This window comes from Nonomuraea sp. NPDC003804, from assembly GCF_040610675.1.
Classification (GTDB): domain Bacteria; phylum Actinomycetota; class Actinomycetes; order Streptosporangiales; family Streptosporangiaceae; genus Nonomuraea.
In genome coordinates, this window is sequence record NZ_JBEXMT010000010.1 from 215922 (window position 1) to 233893 (window position 17972).

Here is a 17972-nt window from a genome sequence, read left to right on the forward strand (position 1 = left end):
TTATGCAACCGTTGCGGGACCGGCGGCCGGCTGGGCGGGGTGGTCAGGTGACGTGGGTGAGGGCGTCCCAGACGTTCTCCGCCTCCATCACCTCGAACCCGGGAGCGAACGCGACCGGCCCCACCGGGACCAGCGCGCGCTGCTCACCCGGACGGGGACGGCTGCCGCCCTCCTCCAGTGAGCCCCGGGGCACCAGTGCCCGCTTGAACCCCAGCCGCGCGGCCTCCGACAGCCGGCGGCGGACGTCGCGCACCGGCCTGAGCTCGCCCGCCAGCCCCACCTCGCCCAGCGCGACGAGCCCTTGCGGAAGCGGCTTGTCGCCCGCCGCGCTGGCCACGGCGAGCATGACCGACAGGTCGACGGCGGGGTCGGCGAGCTTGATGCCGCCGACGGTGGCGGTGAAGACGTCGCAGCCGCCCAGCCTGGCGTTGAGCCTGCGTTCGAGGACGGCCAGGATCATCTGCACCCGGTAGGGGTCGAGGCCGGAGGAGGTGCGGCGCGGCTGCTGCGCCTCGGTGCGCGCGACCAGCGCCTGGACCTCGGCGGGCAGCGGTCGGGTGCCCTCGACGGTGACGGTGACGCAGGTGCCGGGCACCGGCTCGCTGCGGCGCGAGACGAACAGGCCGCTGGGGTCGGTGATGCCCTCGATGCCGCGGTCGTGGAGGTCGAAGCAGCCGACCTCGTCCGTCGGGCCGAACCTGTTCTTGATCGCGCGGACCATGCGCAGCCTGGAGTGGCGGTCTCCCTCGAAGCTGAGCACCACGTCGACCAGGTGCTCGAGGGTGCGGGGGCCGGCGATCGAGCCCTCCTTGGTGACGTGGCCGACCAGGACGGTGGCCATGTTGCGCTCCTTGGCCAGCCGTACGAGATTGGCGGCCACCTCCCGCACCTGCGTCACGCCGCCAGGGACGCCCGTGGCCTGCGCGGAGCCGACCGTCTGCACCGAGTCGACGATCAGGAGCTGCGGCTGGACCTTCTCCACATGGGTCATGAGCGCCGACAGCTCGGTCTCGGCGGCGAGGTAGAGCTTGTCGCGGATCGCCCCGATGCGGTCGGCGCGCAGCCGGACCTGGGCGGCCGACTCCTCGCCCGTGAGATAGAGGACGGTGGTCCACTCGGCGATGCGGGCGGCGGCCTCCAGCAGCAGCGTGGACTTGCCGATGCCCGGCTCGCCCGCCAGCAGCAGGACCGCGCCCGGCACCAGCCCGCCGCCGAGGACGCGGTCGAGCTCGCTCACGCCGGTCGGGCGGGCGGTGGCGATCTCCGCCTTGACGTCACCGATGGGTACGGCGGGGCCGCTGGTGGCGCCGGGCTGCACCACGTGGACCCCCGCTCGGGCGCCCTCCTCGTCGACCGTGCCCCACGCCTGGCACTCGCCGCACCTGCCGACCCACTTGGTGGTGCGCCAGCCGCACTCGGCGCAGCGGTAACCGGGCTTCTGTGCGGTCTTCGGTGCCATGCGGAGCAGGCTAGCCTGCGTGGCCGACAATCGGCCGCAGCCGGGACGCGGCGGCCTCGGGCGCTGTCACGGTGACCAGGCGTTCCGGACGTCCTGCGTGAGAGCCCCTCCCGGGAGAGGCTCGTCGTGGAGAGGGGGCGGGGGTCAGGAGAGGCCGAGCTCGGCTTCCAGCATGCGCTTGGGCTTCGCGCCGACGACCTGCTTCACCGGCTCGCCGTTCTCGAAGAGCAGCAGGGTGGGCAGGCCCATCACGCCGTACCTGGTCATGATCTCGGGGTTCTCGTCGGTGTTGAGCTTGCCGATGGCCAGCCCGTGCTCCGCCTCGATCTGGTCCAGGACGGGCGCCACCATCCGGCAGGGTCCGCACCACTCCGCCCAGAAGTCCACCAGGACCGGCTCGGAGCTCTTGAGCACGAGCTCCTCGAAGTTCTCACTCGTCAGCTTGATCATGCCTTCTCCTTCGCGAAACATCCGGTGCAGGCCTGGGTGAGCTGTCCTGCCACCTCCGCACGCCTTGCCAGCAGGACGCCGATCTCCTCGTCGATCTGGGCCAGCTTGCGCCGGTAGACGGCGACGGACTCCGCGCACGCGCTGCCCGAGGCGTGACCCGCGCGGAGGCAGTCGACGAACGGGCGGGCGTCCTCGAGCGTGAACCCCACCGTGAGCAGCTGGCGGATCTCGCTGACCAGCTTCACGTCCGAGAGGGAGTACTCGCGGTAGCCGTTCGCTCCCCTGCGGGCGCTGAGGAGCCCGTGCTTCTCGTAGTAGCGCAGGGAACGAGCGCTCACACCTGTCCGTTCGGCCAGCTCTCCGATCCGCATGCCACAACGGTAAACGTTGACGCCAGTGTCAGGGTCAAGCGGTCCGAAACGCCGCCATCGGACGACCGGTCGCCCGCCGCGCCGGTCAGAAGTAGCGCCAGCGCAGGACGTTCGGGTAGGCCAGCTCCACTCCGGTCGTCTCCCGGATCGCCTCCTCGGCCACCTCGGGCGCGAACTCGATGCGCAGCACCGCCTCGAGGTCGGCCCGGCGCTCGAAGACCATCCGCAGGTCCAGCTCGTCGCGCTGCCATCCCTGCCGGGACCAGAAGTCCTCCACGGCGCCGGGCGAGTACGTCGGCACCGTGCGCTGGAACCACCTGCCGAAGTCGCCGCGCGTGGCGTCGAGGTCGATCACGAACGCCGCGCCGCCCCGCCGTACGACGCGGGACAGCTCGCGCAGCCCCGGTTCGCAGCCGGGGCCGAAGAAGTAGGCCCACCGGGCGACGGCCACGTCGACGCCGGCGTCGGGCACCGGCAGCGCCTGCGCGGTGGCCGCGTGGACGGACACGTTGGCGAGCCCGTCGCAGCGGCGGCGGGCCAGGTCGACGAGGTCGCCGTGGGGTTCGACGCCGATCACCCTGGCCGCTGTGGCGGCGAAGGACGGCAGGTGGTAGCCGCTGCCGCAGCCGATGTCGAGCACGGTCGCGCCGTCCCAGGGGCGGATCGCCCGCATCGCCGCGTCGGCCGCGCCGTCGGGGTCGACCGCGCGGTTCTCCAGCTCGTAGATCGCGGGGGTGTTCCAGATGTTCGGGCTGGGGATGGCTCCGGTGGCGACGCGCGGCATGCCCCCACGGTACGGCCTCGCGCGTAGGCTGGCAGCGTGGCAGATGTCATCCGCGTGCCCAATGCGAAGATCGCATTGTCCACTGCTTCGGTATATCCGGAACGTACCCCCGACGCCTTCGAGCTGGCCGCCCGCCTCGGCTACGACGGTGTGGAGATCATGGTGGGGGCCGACCCCGTCAGCCAGGACATCGACGTCATCGAGCGGTTGTCGGACCACTACGAGATCCCCGTCCTCGCGATCCACGCGCCCTGCCTGCTGGTGACCCAGCGCGTGTGGGGCCGCGACCCGTGGGCCAAGCTGCTGAAGGCGCAGAAGGCCGCCGAGCGGCTCGGTGCGCGCACGGTCGTGGTCCACCCACCGTTCCGCTGGCAGCGTGACTACGCCCGCGACTTCGAGAACGGCCTGGCGAGGATGCGCGACGAGACCGACGTGGTCTTCGCGGTGGAGAACATGTTCCCCCTCAAGGCGCGAGGCAACGACGTCGTGCCGTACTCCCCCGACTGGAATCCGATCGACTACGCCTTCCCCCAGGTCACCCTCGACCTGTCGCACACGGCGGTCTCGGGCTCCGACGCGATGGAGATGGCGGTGAAGCTCGGCGACCGGCTCGCGCACCTGCACCTGGCCGACGGCGTCGGCGTGCCGAACAAGGACGAGCACCTGGTCCCCGGCAGGGGCGACCAGCCGTGCGCGCAGGTCCTCGAACGGCTGGCCAACACCGGCTTCGACGGGCTGGTGGTGCTGGAGATCAACACGCGCAAGGCGTCCAGCCGTACGGAACGGATCGACGATCTGGCGGAGGCGCTGGCCTTCGCCAGGCTGCACCTCGCGGCGTCTAGATGAGCGGGCCGCGGGGGAAAGTCCTCTCATGAGTGTCACTGGCCCCTCTCGCGCGCTTGGCAGGGTGTTCGACCGGGTCGCCGACGCCTACGACGCGGGCCGTCCCGGCTATCCGGGTGAGCTGTTCGACGCGCTCACGGAGCTGTCCGGCGTCGCGCTGGCGGGTGCGACGGTGGTCGACGTCGGCGCGGGCACCGGCATCTCGGCGCGTGCCCTGCGGGATCACGGTGCCCGTGTGGTGGCCGTCGACCCCGGCCGCGAGATGCTGGCGCGGCTGATGGCGCGCAACCACACGGACAGGCAACACACGGACAGGCAACACACGGCCGGGCACCACGTGGACGGGCACCATCCGGCCGGGAATCACACGGCCGGGAACCACGTGGACGGGCACCACGCGGACGGTGTCCATGCGGACGGTGACGGCGGGCCGGTGGCGCGGGGTGTCGTGGTGGCCGTGCAGGGGGACGGCAACGCCCTGCCCCTCAGGGACGGCGGCGCCGACCTGGTGACCTACGCCCAGTCGTGGCACTGGCTCGACCCCGCCGTCTCGATCGCGGAGGCGCGGCGCGTGCTGCGCCCCGGCGGGAGGGTCGCCGCCTGGTGGAACACCACCGACGCCGCCAGTGCCGACTGGCTGGCCGCCTACGAGGTCCGCCTGGCGGAGGCGTGCGCCGCCTACTGGGGTCCGGCGCGGCCCGAGTGGAACATGCCGAAGATCGCGGAGGCGCTGCCGGTCGAGGAGCGCTGGCTGCGCTGGACGCGCCGGGTCGCCGTCGACGCCTTCCTGCTCGACCTGCGCTCCCACTCCTACATGGCGACGATGCCCGCCGAGGCCGCCGACGAGCTGGTCGCGCTGCAGCGCGCCGAGTTGCTGCGGGTCTTTCCCGACGGCGTGCTCACCGTCCCGATGCGCGTCTACCTGGCGGTCGGCGGATGACGGTCAAGCGCCGGACAGGACGCAGGCCGGGCGCCTCGGACACGCGTGGCGACATCCTCACCGCGGCCAGGCAGGTGTTCGCCGAGAAGGGGTTCGACAAGGCGACGGTCCGCGGCATCGCCCGCGAAGCCGCGGTCGACCCCGCCCTCGTGCACCACTACTTCGCGACCAAGGAGGGCTTGTTCGTCGAGGCCATGCGGCTGCCCATCGATCCCGACGACGTGCTGGGCCGGTTGCTGGACGGCCCGCGCGAGGAGGTGGGCGAGCGGCTGGTCCGGCTGATCCTCACGGTCACGGCCGACGCGCAGGCCAGGGAGCCCGTGCTCGCGCTCATGCGGTCGGCCATGACCAACGAGCAGGTGGCGCTCATGATGCGGGAGTTCATCACCAACGCGCTGCTGTACCGGGTGGCCGATGGTCTGGGCATCTCGCACCTGCGGATGGAGGCCGCGTTCGCCCAGCTCATCGGGGTGGTGCTGGCGCGTCACGTGCTCAGGCTCGAGCCGGTGGCCTCGGCTGATCTCGATGAGCTGGTGGAGCTGGTCGGTCCTGCCGTACAGCGCTATCTGGCCTCGTAGAGCATCGTTCTACTATGGTCGCGGTGCCGTACCGACCAAAAGTTACCCGTCGGTAGGATAGTGGGCAGCCAACGCAGTCTGTGGGAGGACACGTGCTCTGGGTCGCCATCATCGGGCTCGCGATGACCGTGGCAGCGGTCGCCGTCGCGGGCCGCCGGACACTGTTCCTGTTCAAGCTCGCCACGGTGGGCCCACCCGCGCCCGAGCGCGTCCAGTACGCCAAGGACAACGTGGGCACCGAGGTCAAGGCGCAGCTCGTCGAGGTCTTCGGGCAGAAGAAGCTGCTGAAGTGGACGCCTTCGGGAGTCGCGCACTTCTTCGTCATGTGGGCCTTCTTCATCCTGCTGACCGTCTACATCGAGGCCTACGGCGCGATCATCCAGGGCGCGATCACCGGCCGGCCGGACTTCCACATCCCGCTCATCGGGCAGTGGTCGGTGCTGGGCTTCCTGCAGGACTTCATCGCGGTGGCCTGCGTACTCGGCCTGATCGCGTTCGCGGTGATCCGGATCAAGAACTCCCCGAAGACGCTGGGCCGCAAGTCGCGTTTCTCCGGCTCGCACCTCGGTGGCGCGTGGCTCGTCCTGTTCATGATCTTCAACATCATCTGGACGCTGTTCCTCGCCCGCGGCGCGGCGGCGGCCAACGGCAACCTCCCCTACGACGGCGGCGCGTTCGTGTCGCTGGCCCTGGGCGAGGTGCTGCCGGCCAGCTCCCTGCTCGAAGAGATCGCGCTGCTGTTGCACATCGGCTTCATGCTGGTGTTCCTCGTCATCGTGGTGAACTCCAAGCACCTGCACATCTTCACCGCGCCGCTGAACGTGCTGTTCTCGCGCCGGCCCGACGGGCTCGGCGGCGCGCCGGAGCTGCGCGTCGACGGCAAGCCCGTCGACTTCGAGGACGAGGACCTCGACCCCGAACGGCTGGGCCGCGGCAAGATCGGCGACACCACCTGGAAGGGCTTCCTCGACTTCTACTCCTGCACCGAGTGCGGCCGCTGCCAGTCGCAGTGTCCCGCGTGGAACACCGACAAGCCGCTGTCGCCGAAGATGCTCATCCTCGACCAGCGTGACCACGCCTTCAAGGTCGCGCCGTACCTGCTGCAGGGCGACACCAGCCACGCCGACACCGACGTGCTCGCGCTGCTGGAGAAGCCGCTGGTCGGCGAGGAAGGCGTCATCCACCCGGACGTGCTGTGGTCGTGCACCAACTGCGGCGCCTGCGTCGAGCAGTGCCCGGTCGACATCGAGCACATCGACCACATCCTCGACATGCGCCGCTACCAGGTGATGGTCGAGTCGTCGTTCCCGTCCGAGGCGGGCGTGATGGTGAAGAACCTGGAGAACAAGGGCAACCCGTGGGGCATGTCCGAGATGAAGCGGGCCGACTGGATCGCGGAGCTCGACTTCGAGGTCACGCTCATCGACGAGAAGATGCCCGAGGACACCGAGTACCTGTTCTGGGTCGGCTGCGCGGGCGCCCTGGAGGACCGGGCGAAGAAGACCACGAAGGCCGTCGCCGAGCTGCTCCACATCGCGGGCGTGAAGTTCGCGGTGCTCGGCCCCGCCGAGGCGTGCACCGGTGACCCGGCCCGCCGCCTGGGCATGGAGTTCCTGTTCAACATGCTCGCCCAGCAGAACATCGAGACGCTGAACGAGGCGGGCGTCAAGAAGATCGTCGCGACCTGCCCCCACTGCTTCAACACCCTCGCCAACGAATACCCGCAGCTCGGCGGCACCTACGAGGTCGTGCACCACACCCAGTTGCTGGCCAAGCTCGTGGACGAGGGCAAGCTCACCCCGATCACCCCGATCGAGGAGAAGATCACCTACCACGACCCGTGCTTCCTCGGCCGCCACAACAAGGTCTACAGCCAGCCGCGCGACATCATGTCGAAGGTCCCCGGCGTGCAGACCCAGGAGATGCACCGGCACAAGGACAGGGGCTTCTGCTGCGGAGCCGGTGGCGCCCGCATGTGGATGGAGGAGCGCATCGGCAAGCGCATCAACACCGAGCGGGTGGACGAGGCGCTGACCACGAACCCGGACACCGTCTCCACCGCCTGCCCGTTCTGCATGGTGATGCTCGGCGACGCGATCAACGAGAAGAAGAACAACGGCGAGGCCAAGGAGACGCTCGAAGTCGTGGACGTGGCCCAGTTGCTGATCAAGTCAGTCAAGGGCTGAGTCGGAAGTCCGCAACACCCTGTGTTGCGGACTTTCCCATGTCAGACGCGCGACGAAGCCGAAAACCTTTCTCCACATAACGGGAAAATCACGGTAACCTCAACGTCGCATGGCTTCATTCGACGGGGAGGGGGCTGCTGATGCGCGTCGTCGTGACGGACGCGGAAGTCACCCTGGCTGACGTGCTCTCCCTGCGACTCGCCATCGAAGGGCCGCTGGACCCGGGCACCAAGCTGGTGCTGCGCCACCGCGCGACAGGCGTGGAACGGGAGGTCGCGCTCGCCACGACGGCGGTGCGGGCGCGTGACGCCACGCTCGCGGTCTCCCTCGCGCCGCTGACCCTGGGGGCCGGCCGCTGGGACACCTACCTGCGGCAGGAGGATGGCAGGAGCCGCATCAGGAGCGTCGACCCCGGCTTCTCCCTCGACCATCTCGACACCTACGCGCTGTCGAAGCGGACCGTCGCCTACCGGGCCTACCGCACCAGGAACGGCTACCTCGCGCTCAGGGTCTCCGACGCCGAGCCGGCCGCGGAGGTGCGGGCGGTCTGGTTCAGGGAGGGCCGGTTCGAGGTGACGGGCCTGCTGGCCTACACGGGGCTCGACGACGACGACTCCAGGCACGAGGCCAGGATCGCCCTGCGCCGCAGGCAGCCCGTCCCGGTCAAGGACCCTCCCGAGGGCGGGAAGGACGCCGCGACCGTGGCCGCCGCCGCGACCGTGCAGGGGGTGCGCTTCCACGCCGCCGTCTCGCTGGTCGACGTGGTCGCCGCCGACCCCGAGGGCGTGGGGACGTGGGAACCGTCGCTGGAGGTGGAAGGCGTTCCCAGCCCGCTGCGGCTGGCCTCCCGGCTCGACGACGTGGACGGCAAGCGCGGCCGCCTCCACTACCCGGCGATGCGCGTGGACGGCGTGCCCGTCCGGCCCTGCTACACCGCCGACGACGAGCTGCGGATCGAGGTGGGCGTGTGAAGGTCAGCTTCGTGCTCCCCTCCGCGTACGGCATGCGCGGCGACGTCCGCTCCACCCTCAACCTGGCCTCCGACCTGGCCGAGCGGCACGAGGTCGAGGTGATCAGCGTCAGGCGGCAGAAGGAGAAGCCGTTCTTCGCCGTCAGCGGCAAGGTGCGGATGCGTACGCTCGTCGACGCCAGGCCGGGCGCCAGGCATCTGCTGCCGCGCGGTCAGATGCGCACGGAGGTGGCGTTGTGGCGGTTGCTTCGCACGCTCAAGAGTGACGTTCTGGTCACCACCCGGCCACCGATCAGTGTCCAGGCGGCCAGATACGCGCCGAAGGAGACGCTCAAGATCGCGCGGGAGTGGGGGCGGCCTGCCGTACCGGGGCCGGTGCAGCGGTTCTACCCGCGGCTCGACGCGGTGGTGACGGCCACGGACAGCGGGCGGGCGGACTGGGAGCGGCTGCTGGGCGCCGCCCCCGCCGTCCTCACGGTGCCCGACGCGTTGCCCGGAGGGCTGTGGCCGCGGTCCAGGATGGACAACAGGATCGTGGCCACCGGCGGGCGCTGGGTCGCCACCCGCGCCTACGACCGGCTGATCAGGGCGTTCGCGATCGTGGCCGACAAGCGGCCCGACTGGCGGCTGCGGCTGTACGGCGGCGGCCCGGAGGAACGCCGGCTGCGTGACCTGGTGCGCGACCTCGACCTGCACAACCACGTCTACTTCATGGGGACGACGCCCGACCTGGCGGGGGAGTTCGCCAAGGCGTCCATCGTGGCCACCACCTCGCGGGCCGAGACGCTCGGGATGGCGGTCCTGGAGGCGATGGGCTGCGGCGTGCCGGTCGTCGGCTTCGACGGCGCCCGCGGCCCGGCCGAGTACATCATCACCGGCTACAACGGCGTCCTCGTGCCCGACGGCGAGATCGAGATGTACGCCGCGGCGCTGCTCACGCTGATCGACGACGACCGCAGGCGCAGGTCGCTCGCCGCGGGAGCGCTCGACACCGCTTCCCGGCACTCGGCGGACGCGGTCGCGACGCTCTGGGAAGAGCTGATCGCCGAACTGCGCTGACTGGGTACCTTTGATGCATGCATGGGTACAGCGGAGACAAGCAGGCCTATCTGACCCGCCTGCGGCGTATCGAGGGTCAGATCCGGGGCCTGCAGCGCATGGTGGAGGACGACGCCTACTGCATCGACATCCTCACCCAGGTCTCGGCGGCCACGCGGGCGCTTCAGGCGGTGGCGCTCGGGCTGCTGGAGGAGCACATCTCCCATTGCGTGACCGACGCGATCAACACCGGCGGGCCGGAGGCGGAGGCGAAGGTCAAGGAGGCGTCCGCGGCCATCGCGCGGCTCGTTCGTTCGTGACTAGTCATTCCGGGCTTCGGTGAGCCATCCGAAAAACCGTGTCCCGGACCCCGCGGGAGTCCGGGACTAGGTCAATGTGATGGTCTTCAGCGGCTCGCCGAAGTCCGCAATCCGAGCGCGTCGTCGAGCTCATCCAAGGTGAGCCGCCGTTCACTGATGGCTACGGCGGACAGAACCTCGGCGTAGAGCGCAATCTCGTCCAACGCGACACGGTCGTGGACCCGAGAGTCCAGGTCGTCGTGCCCCACCGCGTCGTCCTTCCTTCCGCAGCCCACACCCTCTTCGAGGTTACGGCGGAGGCTCTTCTGGCGACATGGCCCATCGGGGTCATTCCTTGCGGCGCCATCCTGCCCCCACAAGGATCATTTCCCGAAACCGAGATCACAATTCGGCGAATACCGTTCCAAGAGTGATATTTACCGAGTAAGGGTGAAATAGCGAGATTAGTGGTTTAGATGGGGATCGTCGCGCTCATGGATGAGCCTGTGCACGATCGCGGCGGCCCCGGGGAAACCGCGCTCGGGCACCGGCGTACGGGTCAGCCGGCACCACGCCAGCCCCGCCGCGTAGGCGGCGCCCAGCACCGCGGCCGCGCCGTCCCTGGTCGGCGGTACGGCGTCGAGCCAGCGGGGGCCCACCTCGAACCCGTCGGGCTCGGTCTGCTCGCCGCGCGGCGCGGCCAACTGGACGCGGAGCGCGTGGCGCAGGCGGTGATCCAGCCAGGCGACGACGGTCGGCAGGCCCTCGCGGGCGTCGGCGTGGTCGGCGGCGAGCAGGGCGGCGGCCGTCCGGTGCGGATCTGACGAGAAGGCCACGGCCTCCAGGAGGTCGCCGACCGTGTGGCGGAAGTGCTCGCCCGGGTCGGTCTCGGCCAGGACGGCGCGCGCCAGGTGCTCGGGCACCCTGGACAGCCAGGCCCGCCGCAGGGCCTTGTCGGCGGCGGCCCCGTTCCGGATCGCCGCCTCGGCCGCGGCCCCGCCCACGCCGCCCTGAGCGCCGCCCACGCCGCCGGGAGAGGCCCCACTCGGTGTCCGGGAGCCGGCTGCGGGGCCGGTTTCCCGCCAGGGGCCGGTCGCGGCGCCTGCTCCACTCCAGGAGCCGGTGGTGGGGCCGGATCCATGGTCTGCGCCGCCCGTCCCGCTCCAGGAGCCGGTTGTGGGGCCGGTTTCGCGCGAGGGGCCGGTCATGGCGCCCGTTTCGATCCACGCGCCTGTCACGGGGCCGGTCCCGTGCGCTGGGCCGGTCGTCCCGCTCTGGGGGCCGGCTGTGGGGCCGGCTGTGGGGCCGGCTGTGGGGCCGGCGTCCCGCCAGGGGTCCGTTGTGGCGCCCGTTTCGATCCAGGGGCCGGTCGTGGTGTCCGGGTCGCGCCAGGAGCCAGTCCGGCCGCTCGGATCGCCCCAGGAGCCAGGTGCGGCCCCTTCCGTGGTCGTGGGCGGCGGCTGGTGGAGGCCGGAGGGCACGGCGCCCTGGTAGCCGGGCGCGCTCCCGCCCGCGGTGGAGTGCCAGGCGGCCGGGTGCGGGCCGGCCGTGCCATGGCCCGCGGTGTGCGGGAAGCCGCCGGTGGACCCTGCGGGAGGCGGTGGAGGGAAGCCGCCGGTGGACCCTGCGGGAGGCGGTGGGGGGAACGACCCGGTGGCGGGCCCGTACGGCGGGGCGGGGATCGGGCGGGGCAGGGGGCCCGTGGCCGTCTGGTGGTCCAGGGAGGGGTTGCGCAGTGCCGGCTCCAGCATCGCGATGAGCGCCTCGGCCCGGGGACGGAAGCGCGCGTCGGCGCGCAGGATCCCCGCCGTGTCGGCCATGAGGGCGGCCAGGCGCAACGCCGATCGGGGCGCGCCGGCGCGGACGCGCTCGCCGTACAGGGTGACGAGGGACTTCAGCGGCGGGGACGGCAGCCAGCGCACCCACTCGTCGCCCGGCAGCGGGCGGCCCAGGTACTCGCCGAACACCGAGAGGAGCTGCTCGTTGCCGTCGAAGGCGGGCGCGTAGGCGCACCACATGATCGCCGCCCAGATGGCCGCCACGGTGCTCGGCACGTCGCTCGCGAAGACGTCGCGGAAGGAGGTCAGCGGGTAGTCGTCGACCGAGCGCCTGCCGTTCGCCCTGACCAGCGCGCGGATCTCGGCGGTGAGCGCCGGCGGCACGTCGGGGCCGACGAAGGCCTGGCTGGACCAGCGTCCGGCGGCGAAGTCGGGGCCGGTGGGCACCAGGTGCGGCAGCAGGACGCCGGTGTGGCGATCGAGGCGGGCGGGGCTGTTGCGCGGCGGCGCCGACAGGTGCCAGCGGCCGTCGCCTGGGTCCTGGAGGTACCAGCGGGCGTGCGCGCCGAAGATCCACCTGCCGCCGTCGGGTGTGGCCAGGGCTCGGGATGCGATGGCGTTGGCCCTGGTCGGGAGGGGGAGTGTCGCCCAGCGCGGGTCTGAGACCATGGCGCGGACGTCCGCCTCGATGGCCGTGAACCGCATGGCGGCATCGTAGCCCGACGCCGCGACGCGCAAGAATGTCCCATTATGAGAGCCAAGATCGCGGTGTCCCTGCTTGCCGCCTGTGCCCTGGCCGGGTGCGGCACGGCGGCGTCGAGCCGGCCTCCCGCGCCGAAGGCGCTCACCGCGGCCGACGTCCGCGCCCCGGACCCCGGCGGCGAGGTGGGTTCGGCCTCCAGCGAGTTCTCCAGCGCCGCCGAGCTGGCCGTCTGGAGCAGGCTGAGCGACACCCAGGGCGACCCGGACCGGCTCGCCAAGCTCGACGTGAACGGCACCGCGAAGGGCGCCCTCTACCTGGAGCCCACGACCTCCACCTGGTTCGACGCCTTCCGCGGCCCGTTCGTCTACCAGGAGCTGGCCGGCGACATCGTCCTGCACACCAGGCTCAAGGTCGAGGGCAGGAAGGGCGGCACGCCCCGGCGCAAGTTCTCCCTCGGCGGCGCGATGCTGCGCGTGCCGCAGTCCAACGACAAGCCGAACTGGATCTCGGTCACCACCGGCACGGGGGACAAGGCCGAAGGGGTGGAGTTGAAGGAGACCGTGGACGGCGCCTCCAAGCCGAAGGAGGTGCGGGTCGGCGCCGGCTGGACGGAGCTGATCCTCGCCAGGACGGGCGCCGTCGTGTCCGCGCTGTACAAGGAGGAAGGCGGCACGTGGAAGGTCGGGCAGCGGTGGCTGCGGCCCGACCTGCCGAAGGTGCTGGAGTGGGGCGTGACCGGCTACACCGACTGGGACGGCTACGGCGCGCTGAAGAAGGACGCCGCCAAGGCCAACGCCACCAGGACGATCAAGGGCAGGCCTGACCTCAGGATGACCGTCGACTACGTGCGCTTCCTGCGGCCCGCCACGCCGGAGACGGACCTGATGAAGGCCCCTGACGACGTGCTGATCAAACTGCTGAAGCCCGCCGGTGCCTGAGCGCCTTGGCCATGTACCGGTCGGGGGTCTGCGCGAAGCTCGCCCTGTCGTCGTCGGTGAGCTCGCGGACCACCCTGCCGGGCACGCCCGCCACGAGCACGCCTGAGGGGATCTTCTTGCCGGGGCCGACCAGCGCGCCGGCCGCGACCAGGCTGCCCGCCCCGATCCGGGCGCCGCCGAGCACGATCGCGCCGATGCCGATCAGCGCGCCGGTCTCGACATGGGCGCCGTGGACCATGGCCTTGTGGCCGAGGCTCACGCGTGGTTCGAGTACGGCGGGCTCGCCGGGGTCGGCGTGCAGGCAGCACAGGTCCTGAACGTTGCACTCCTCGCCGACCTCGATGCGCTCGTCGTCGCCGCGCAGGACCGAGCCGTACCAGATGTTGGCTCCACGGCTTACTGTGACATTCCCGACGACGACCACGCCCGGCGCGATATATGCGTCTGGGTGAATGTCAGGAATTGCACCGTCATCCAGGGCTGCGATGTACATCTTGACCATCGTAGTGGCCGCGTCCTGAGAGGATCGTGCCTGGCCGGCTCGGCGGCATCTGAGCAGGCGCGCAGCGCGCGTTTCCCATCAGGATTCTCCGGGCAGGTATGGCGTTCGGGTTGCGGACTTGGGCAGATGGCAGGAAAGTCGTCTCCTGACACGTCGTTGTCGGACCCTCACAAACCGCAAGCTCCCCACCTAGGTACTCCTCATGACAAACCAGCACGAGAGCTTTCCCGACCTGATGCAGGAAGACGTCTTCGAAACCGTCATGCGCGGCTACAGCCGCCGTCAGGTGAACGACTATGTGATCCGCTCCCGCAACCAGATCAGGGATCTGGAGGAGCGGCTGGCACGAGCGATCGACCAGGCGGAGCAGGGCCGTGCCGAGCTCGCCGAGGCCAGACGCCGGATGGTCGAGGCGCCGCAGAGCTACGACGACCTCAGCCCGCGGCTCGCCCAGATCCTCAAGCTGGGCGAGGAGGAGGCGGCCGCCAAGCGGGAGGACGCCGAGACCGAGGCCAGAAGGGTGCGCGAGACGGCCACCATGGAAGCCGAGCGGATGGTCTCCTCGGCGCGTGAGACCGCCGACAACATCCTGACCAGCGCGCAGGCCGAGGCCGAGCGCCGGGTGGGCGAGGCGACCGGTGCGGCCGAGCGCATGCTGGCCCAGGCGGGCGCGGACGCGGAGGAGACGTTGACCACCTCGCGGGCCGAGGCGGAAGAGGCGGTGCGCGTGGCCCACGCCGAGGCCGACAGGATGCTCACGGCGGCCAGGGCGGAGGCGGAGCAGACCGTCGAGGGCGCGCGGCAGGAGGCCGAGTCCACGGTGACGGCGGCGCGGGCCGAGGCCGAGGCGACGCTGGCCGCCGCCCAAGGTCAGGCGCAGGCCGCGCTCTCCGCCGCCGAGCAGCGCGTCAACGCGCTCGACGAGCACGCGGGACGGCGGGTCACCTACCTCACCGACACCCACGGCGAGGTGGTCAGGCGCCTCAACGAGATCACCTCGGTGCTCGGCGACCTGATGCGCAGGGAGAACGCGGCGGGGCCGCTGATCCCGATGCTGGAGCCCGCCGTCGAGCCGGTGGTCGAGCCCGCGGCCGAGGAGGTCGACGAGGTGCGGGTGATCGTCGAGGACGAGCCGGCCGACGCGGTGGAGGAACAGCCCCAGGTCGCCCCGGTCTCCGAGGACACCGACGTCAACCTGGGCACGCTGGCGCACAAGTAGCGGCGCGCGCCGGCTCACGTCCCGCTGGGCGGGCGGGGCCGGGAGAGAAAGCCGGGGCGGAAGCCCCCGCCCCCGATAGGGTCGGAGACTTCCGCGCCTGGGGGCCCGGTGCCGGAGCCGCCGAGACGCTGAACCCGGCACCGGGCTGCTCGTGGCCTCGGGACGAGGCCGGGGCGCGTGCCGTGGATCCCCCGCCTAGAACGATCCACAGCACGCGCGCTAAGGGGCGGGCCCTGCCCGCCTCTCCTGATCCCTCAACTGTTCGCGGAGGCCCTCAGGGTCGTCGGCGTCGATGGTCATGGCACACCCCGCGTCGCGCTGCTCCGCGCTCAGCGGGTGGTGCCGGGTGGCCCACCAGCGGCCCGCGTCGCTCCGCCAGATGGTCCAGTGGGGGTACTCCAGGGCGATCTCGGCGAGATGCCGGTCAAAGGACATCTGGTCACCCTTTCCGGGTCCCCACTTCCGCTTCCTCTTAGAAGGTGCGCCACATCTCTAGAGAAATCAATGATCGCAGGGGACAGGTCAACCTATCGCTTGACAAATCAGCTTGACCTACGCGTCGAAGTCGTACTGGAGTACGTAGGACGCGGAGTCAAGGACCATCTCGTTGTATTCGACGGGCAGACCACCTGCGGTGTAGGCGGTCCTGGAGATCACGATCACCGGAGTGCCCGCGGGCAGTTCCAGCAGGCCCGCCTCCCCGGGCTGCGGCATGCGGGCGCGCACCTCCTCGGTGAAGTGCGCGGGTGGCAGGCCGAGGTCGCGCAGCCGGGCGTAGACGCCGCCGGGCCCGGTGTCCGGCAACGTGATGGCGCTGCCCTCCACCAGGTCGGCCGGAAAGTAGGACGTGGCCAGTTGGACGGGCCGGGCGTCGACCGAGTACCGGCGGCGCCTGATCCACACCTCGGTGCTGTCGAGGACGCCGGCGGTCGCCTCGTCGGCGCGCCCGCGGGCCACCTCCACCGCGTCCACGGTGAAGGGGCGGCCGCGGGTGTCGGCGTCCCAGATGGCCCGTCCCTGGCCCCACTGCTCGCGGGACAGGCGTCGTGATCCGTGCCTGCGGATCGGCTTGAACTGTCGGACGTAGACCCCAGAACCTCGCTTCGGCACCGCCAGCCCTTCATTGATCAGCACGGCCAGCGCCTGTCGGGCGGTGGCGCGAGCGATTCCGTGTTCTGCCATGAGCGCGTTCTCGCCCGGTAGTCGCTCCCCGTCACGCAGTTCGCCGGACAGGATCCTGGCGCGCAGGCCGTCGGCGATCCGTCGATAGATCGGGGGCTCCTGAGGTACCGGGGATTCAGACACGTTTGATCACCCTCTGTCACCAACCAGGTTTGGCGTCTCCAGAGAACTTGCCCCGCCTTGTCCACGATCGCACAGATACGCAGGATGGTCCCGAGCTTCTTTTGAGTGGATCGTGCCCGTGTGGTGACCGTCGCGAGTTTTCGCGGGCCGTTACTGTGGAACGGTCCTGGCCGCTATCTGGACCCCCACCAGCGGCGAGTAATCAGCGCGGCAAGAATCGCCCCCACCGTGTTGATCAAGACGTCGTCGATCGAGGAGTAGCGGCCGAGGCGCAGGCCGTACTGCAGCAGCTCGACGGTCGTGGAGGCGCCCGCCGCCACGGCGGCCACGCGGGCCAGGCTCGCGAAGCGGGCCGACCGGACCGGAAGCAGCGCACCCAGGCAGGCGAAGACCAGCAGGTTGCCGCCGACCTGCACGAACACGGTCGCGGGAGGCGCGGAGGCGATCCAGGTCAGGTCGGCGAACGGCACGAGATTGACGCCGCTCCGACCGCCTGCCGGGGTGAGGATCATCCAGATCCAGGGGGCCGTGCCCGCGACGATGCCGACGTCGGCGACGGCGGTGCGGGCCGGAGCGGGGTGCCCGCGCCTGCGGCGCGCCCGGGTGAGCGCCAGCGCCGCCAGGACGGCCAGCGGAACCCCCAACAGCCCCGCGATGATGACATGTCCCCACAAATCCCAGGTTTGGCCCACGAGGCAATAATGCAGGTACGGAAAAGTGTCCGAAAGGGCAGCCAAATATCGGCGGGTGTGGGACAAGTTCCGGGCCCGCCGGCGCCGGAACGCCGGCCACGGTCGGTGACCGGACGCGCCGGCTAGATCCCCCGGGTGAGCGCCCTGGACACACCCAGTGCGGCCGTCTTGACCGCCGGCGCCAGCCGGGTGGGATGGAAGCGGGCCAGCGGCACCGACACCGACAGCGCCGCCACCGCGGCGCCCGCGCGGAAGACCGGCGCCGCGATGCAGGCGCCGCCGAGCTGCGCCTCCTCCCGCTCGTAGGCCAGGCCCGCCGCCTGGATCTGCCCGAGGGCCTCCTCCAGCCGCTTGGGGTCCACGATCGAGTGCGGGGTGAGCCTGCGCAGCGGTCGCCCGAGCACCTCCTCGATGAAGGCGGGGCCCGAGTAGGCCAGCAGCGCCTTGCCGACCCCGGTGCAGGTGAGCGGCAGCCGCCCGCCCACCCGCGAGGGCAGCGAGAACGACTCGTGGCCGCGGATCTTCTCGACGTAGACCACGTCGAAGCCGTCGCGCACGCCCAGGTGGATCGTCTCGCGGGTGGCCTCGTAGAGGTCGTGCATGAACGGCAGGGCGGCGTGGCGCAGGTCGCGTTCGAGAGGGACGATGCTACCGAGCTCGAACAACCGGCGGCCGAGGTAGTAGCCGTCCTCCCTGCGTGCGACGGCGCCGATCTCGGTCAGCTCGGTGAGCAGCCGGAAGGCGGTGGTCTTGGGGAGGTGGCAGTGCTGGGCGACGTCCATCAGCCTGAGCGGGCCGCCGCTCGGCCGGAACGCGTCCAGGACGAGCCACGACTTCTCCAGCATCGACAGCCGGTCGGAGTTCCGTGTCACGGAACGCATTCTTGTCCGAAACCGCCGGGAAGTTCTATACCCCTT

Annotated in this window: 20 protein-coding genes; 9 read left to right on the top strand and 11 right to left on the bottom strand. The window is 70.9% G+C overall.

Translation table 11 applies throughout. The features are described from left to right. Positions 1-43: 43 nt before the first annotated feature. The 4 genes from radA to ABZX22_RS16665 form a co-directional block, all read right to left on the bottom strand. Positions 44-1459, bottom strand: coding sequence for a DNA repair protein RadA (radA, locus tag ABZX22_RS16650; RefSeq protein ID WP_354909422.1), 1416 nt, complete (start codon positions 1457-1459; stop codon positions 44-46). A 144-nt stretch (positions 1460-1603) separates the two neighbouring features. Continuing rightward, positions 1604-1909, bottom strand: coding sequence for a thioredoxin (trxA, locus tag ABZX22_RS16655; RefSeq protein ID WP_354909424.1), 306 nt, complete (start codon positions 1907-1909; stop codon positions 1604-1606). Continuing rightward, positions 1906-2280 (bottom strand): MerR family transcriptional regulator, encoded by a 375-nt coding sequence (locus tag ABZX22_RS16660; RefSeq protein WP_354909427.1) that lies wholly within the window; start codon positions 2278-2280, stop codon positions 1906-1908. The genes trxA and ABZX22_RS16660 overlap by 4 nt, the downstream gene beginning before the upstream one ends. A gap of 85 nt (positions 2281-2365) precedes the next feature. Beyond that, entirely contained in the window at positions 2366-3064 is a 699-nt protein-coding gene (locus ABZX22_RS16665; RefSeq protein WP_354909430.1) for a class I SAM-dependent methyltransferase, read from the bottom strand. A gap of 36 nt (positions 3065-3100) precedes the next feature. Between ABZX22_RS16665 and ABZX22_RS16670 the strand changes: the two genes are divergently transcribed. From ABZX22_RS16670 to ABZX22_RS16700, 7 genes are all read left to right on the top strand, one after another. Next, positions 3101-3910 (top strand): sugar phosphate isomerase/epimerase, encoded by an 810-nt coding sequence (locus ABZX22_RS16670; RefSeq protein WP_354909433.1) that lies wholly within the window; start codon positions 3101-3103, stop codon positions 3908-3910. A gap of 25 nt (positions 3911-3935) precedes the next feature. Next, entirely contained in the window at positions 3936-4847 is a 912-nt protein-coding gene (locus ABZX22_RS16675) for a class I SAM-dependent methyltransferase (RefSeq protein ID WP_354909435.1), read from the top strand. Beyond that, on the top strand, positions 4844-5425 hold the full coding sequence (locus ABZX22_RS16680; protein WP_354909437.1) for a TetR family transcriptional regulator: 582 nt from the start codon (positions 4844-4846) through the stop codon (positions 5423-5425). The genes ABZX22_RS16675 and ABZX22_RS16680 overlap by 4 nt, the downstream gene beginning before the upstream one ends. 92 nt (positions 5426-5517) lie before the next feature. Continuing rightward, positions 5518-7611 (top strand): (Fe-S)-binding protein, encoded by a 2094-nt coding sequence (locus ABZX22_RS16685; protein ID WP_354909439.1) that lies wholly within the window; start codon positions 5518-5520, stop codon positions 7609-7611. Positions 7612-7751: 140 nt separating this feature from the next. After that, positions 7752-8582, top strand: a complete 831-nt coding sequence (locus tag ABZX22_RS16690; RefSeq protein WP_354909441.1) for a hypothetical protein — start codon at positions 7752-7754, stop codon at positions 8580-8582. Further along, entirely contained in the window at positions 8579-9640 is a 1062-nt protein-coding gene (locus tag ABZX22_RS16695) for a glycosyltransferase (protein WP_354909444.1), read from the top strand. The genes ABZX22_RS16690 and ABZX22_RS16695 overlap by 4 nt, the downstream gene beginning before the upstream one ends. Positions 9641-9657: 17 nt before the next feature. Next, entirely contained in the window at positions 9658-9939 is a 282-nt protein-coding gene (locus ABZX22_RS16700) for a metal-sensitive transcriptional regulator (RefSeq protein WP_183653791.1), read from the top strand. Positions 9940-10025: 86 nt separating this feature from the next. Here the strand turns inward: ABZX22_RS16700 and ABZX22_RS16705 are convergent, their stop codons facing one another. Together ABZX22_RS16705 and ABZX22_RS16710 are read right to left on the bottom strand one after the other, a co-directional pair. After that, complete coding sequence (locus ABZX22_RS16705) at positions 10026-10187, bottom strand: hypothetical protein (protein WP_354909446.1); 162 nt, start codon at positions 10185-10187, stop codon at positions 10026-10028. A 195-nt stretch (positions 10188-10382) separates the two neighbouring features. Further along, on the bottom strand, positions 10383-12401 hold the full coding sequence (locus ABZX22_RS16710) for a hypothetical protein (protein ID WP_354909449.1): 2019 nt from the start codon (positions 12399-12401) through the stop codon (positions 10383-10385). Positions 12402-12446: 45 nt separating this feature from the next. Between ABZX22_RS16710 and ABZX22_RS16715 the strand changes: the two genes are divergently transcribed. Next, on the top strand, positions 12447-13337 hold the full coding sequence (locus ABZX22_RS16715; protein WP_354909451.1) for a hypothetical protein: 891 nt from the start codon (positions 12447-12449) through the stop codon (positions 13335-13337). Here the strand turns inward: ABZX22_RS16715 and ABZX22_RS16720 are convergent. Then, complete coding sequence (locus tag ABZX22_RS16720; RefSeq protein WP_354909453.1) at positions 13309-13830, bottom strand: gamma carbonic anhydrase family protein; 522 nt, start codon at positions 13828-13830, stop codon at positions 13309-13311. The genes ABZX22_RS16715 and ABZX22_RS16720 overlap by 29 nt on opposite strands. A gap of 211 nt (positions 13831-14041) precedes the next feature. Here ABZX22_RS16720 and ABZX22_RS16725 point away from each other — a divergent pair, with 211 nt between their 5' ends. Next, the gene (locus tag ABZX22_RS16725; RefSeq protein WP_354909455.1) at positions 14042-15058 is read left to right on the top strand and encodes a hypothetical protein; all 1017 of its coding nucleotides are present in this window, start codon (positions 14042-14044) and stop codon (positions 15056-15058) included. Between the two features lie 219 nt (positions 15059-15277). Here the strand turns inward: ABZX22_RS16725 and ABZX22_RS16730 are convergent, their stop codons facing one another. The 4 genes from ABZX22_RS16730 to ABZX22_RS16745 all read right to left on the bottom strand — a co-directional run bounded on the left by ABZX22_RS16730 (position 15278) and on the right by ABZX22_RS16745 (position 17936). Continuing rightward, positions 15278-15493: a hypothetical protein gene (locus tag ABZX22_RS16730; protein WP_354909456.1), complete on the bottom strand. Its 216-nt coding sequence runs from the start codon at positions 15491-15493 to the stop codon at positions 15278-15280. A gap of 117 nt (positions 15494-15610) precedes the next feature. Further along, on the bottom strand, positions 15611-16363 hold the full coding sequence (locus ABZX22_RS16735; RefSeq protein WP_354909459.1) for a GntR family transcriptional regulator: 753 nt from the start codon (positions 16361-16363) through the stop codon (positions 15611-15613). Between the two features lie 173 nt (positions 16364-16536). Next, positions 16537-17055: a VanZ family protein gene (locus ABZX22_RS16740; protein ID WP_354909461.1), complete on the bottom strand. Its 519-nt coding sequence runs from the start codon at positions 17053-17055 to the stop codon at positions 16537-16539. A gap of 122 nt (positions 17056-17177) precedes the next feature. After that, the gene (locus ABZX22_RS16745; RefSeq protein WP_354909464.1) at positions 17178-17936 is read right to left on the bottom strand and encodes an IclR family transcriptional regulator; all 759 of its coding nucleotides are present in this window, start codon (positions 17934-17936) and stop codon (positions 17178-17180) included. Positions 17937-17972 lie beyond the last annotated feature (36 nt).